The 2251-nt window shown below is 46.1% G+C and carries 2 protein-coding genes; both read right to left on the bottom strand.

Going from position 1 to position 2251, the window contains the following annotated elements:
* Positions 1-336: PAAR domain-containing protein (locus JK211_RS16635; RefSeq protein WP_212709730.1), on the bottom strand; the 336-nt coding region annotated here is incomplete at its 3' end.
* 627 nt (positions 337-963) lie between these two features.
* Positions 964-1362, bottom strand: a complete 399-nt coding sequence (locus JK211_RS16630) for a rhodanese-like domain-containing protein (RefSeq protein WP_212709729.1) — start codon at positions 1360-1362, stop codon at positions 964-966.
* Between the last annotated feature and the right edge of the window lie 889 nt (positions 1363-2251).

Here is a 2251-nt window from a genome sequence, read left to right as displayed (position 1 = left end):
CAGTGCCGCAAGGGCTGCAACAGAAGGATCCGGGCCTCTGCCAACCCATTGTCCTGCCGGCGCGATAATCCGGTTAGACCCTGACGGGCAGCCACAGCGTACAACTGAACCATCCACCGCCGCTATTTTTCCATCATTGGTATCTCGGGGTTCACCGGAGACGATAACCCCTGTCTCACCGCATACAGGACAGGGAGTGGTTTTGTCCCCGACACGAATCACCCTGCGCCCATGTTCAGTATCATTGGACATGGAGGCGATACACACAGCACCGGTGGTGGTTTTATCACCCTCCAGTGCGGTCCCCCGGCCATAACAGTTCGAACGGTTTCCCATTACGCCACCTTACAGGGTGGCAGGCAATCCTCCGGCACGAGATTACTCTGTCTGCCCTCTGTTGTAGCCCGGTACAGGGTATTAACATGCCAGCAATATACCTGCGGGCCAGCGATAAGCACACGCGCTGCCTCAGTGATTGTGGCCGGTGCTTCCGCCGTAAACAGGGATTGCACTGTGGCTGAAAGCCGGTCCGCGGTCCGTCCATTGTTGTATTGACGATCCATTGGCTTTTCCTTGTCAGCACCAGGGGGTAACTGATGCAATATTAACCGGCTTGTAATTTGACTGAAAAGAGATGCCCGTCATGATATGAAGAATATTAAAGAAGAAAAAACTATAACAGGGACCTTCGGCTTAAGGGATTAATGGTGTTATCGTTTCTTTATTTATCTGGCCGAGTCCGGGAACGAATTTTCTGTCGTTATTGACCATTGGCTCCCTGTCCAAATCGTCTTCAGCTTCTGGCAGAAAATAGTGCCTCGCCGGGGAATATGGACACAGTATTAATTCACCCGGTGATGATAATAGCCGGAGTCAATTATAAAATATTTATCAGTAGGTTATTCAAATAAATATCCCCGCGCGCTTACTCAGGTCACACGGGGCGAGTTTATTTCTGGTTACTCAGCAACCGCAGGAAACAGGGGTTCCTTCTTTTCCCTCAGTACCGTCAGTGGAATAACCATCCCGTTTCCACCAGTCCAGCCCACCTAATAATTCTTTTACCTGAAAACCGGGCGTCATCAGTTTCATCGCTGTTTTGGTCGAAGCGTTGCAACCAATGCCATCACAATAGCAAATATATATTTTGGTTTTATCCAGGTGTTCTGTGTTGTTAAAACAGATTTCTTTATGCGGCTGATTGATTGCTCCGGGAATATGCTCTCTCTGATAAGCATCTTTACTGCGTCCGTCAACGACAACAACATTTGTATTCTCTTTTAAAGCCAGATACAGATCCCATGAATCCGTTTCATAGGCCAGTTTTTGTTGATAAAAAGATAACTGTTCAATTGCTGACATAATAACCTCATTTTCTACCGTTAAGCCTGTGCTCAGTATCCGGTATTAGCGTAACCAGTTCAATGCTCTGGCGTAAACTGGTTACTGTCATACCGGCATAAAGAACAAGTCACGGGGCAATACCGGCCCGCGATTCTCAGACAGATGTCACTGACCATGGAAATCTGTCGCAGAACCCGGAATGACAGATTGAACCTACAGATTTTTTCCTTAAAATATATACCCGCATCGACGTTATCAGGTTTTAAGACTCTGGAAGAAACATAAGTCAGGGTGGATAAATTTAGCCGGTGATATAACGAAGAACGTTGTTACAGGGGAATATCTATGTCTCGCCAGCAGAACGGCATCATGGCAAAGAAATAAATCTTCTTATGCATGGGATAAAGGCTATCCTCAGGCACAAAAAAATATATACTTGCCGCTGAACAGGAGACTGATACTTAAAGGGTGATTATTCCTAATCCGGCCCGGGAAAAACAGGCAGCATAAATTATATCCTGATGCAACGGCCTTGACACTGACCGCGATTGATATGCTAATATCCTTTCCGTGTGTTATAATTTCCCGATGGTTTAATATACCTGCCGCCAGGCTAAGATATGAATTCAGAACGTTGCTTTTACAGACTTAACGTTACACCGTCTTTCGCCGCCTGTTGATTTTACCGGTATTTACCATCATACCTGTTACGTCTTCTTATGGTGACAGATAAATCGCCTGGATAAGATAAAAGTCCTAATCTACAGAAAGTCAACTTCAGTCACAAACAAGGTACTCAAATGAAAAAAATACTGATAACCCACGAACTACCTAAATAGCTGCGCCTAATACCGCTACACTTTTGCCAGACCCTGTTTTCTGCCGGGAAACGGGCTGACGGTTTCCA

Source organism: Tatumella sp. JGM130, from assembly GCF_018257525.1.
In the GTDB taxonomy this organism is placed as follows: Bacteria; Pseudomonadota; Gammaproteobacteria; order Enterobacterales; family Enterobacteriaceae; genus Tatumella; species Tatumella punctata.
Note: the sequence above shows the minus strand (reverse complement) of the source record. Positions and strands in the feature narration are given on the sequence as shown.

Coding starts and splice junctions, on each gene's coding strand:
- JK211_RS16630 (WP_212709729.1), bottom strand. CDS start 1,362: ATGTCAGCAATTGAACAGTTATCTTTTTATCAACAAAAACTGGCCTAT.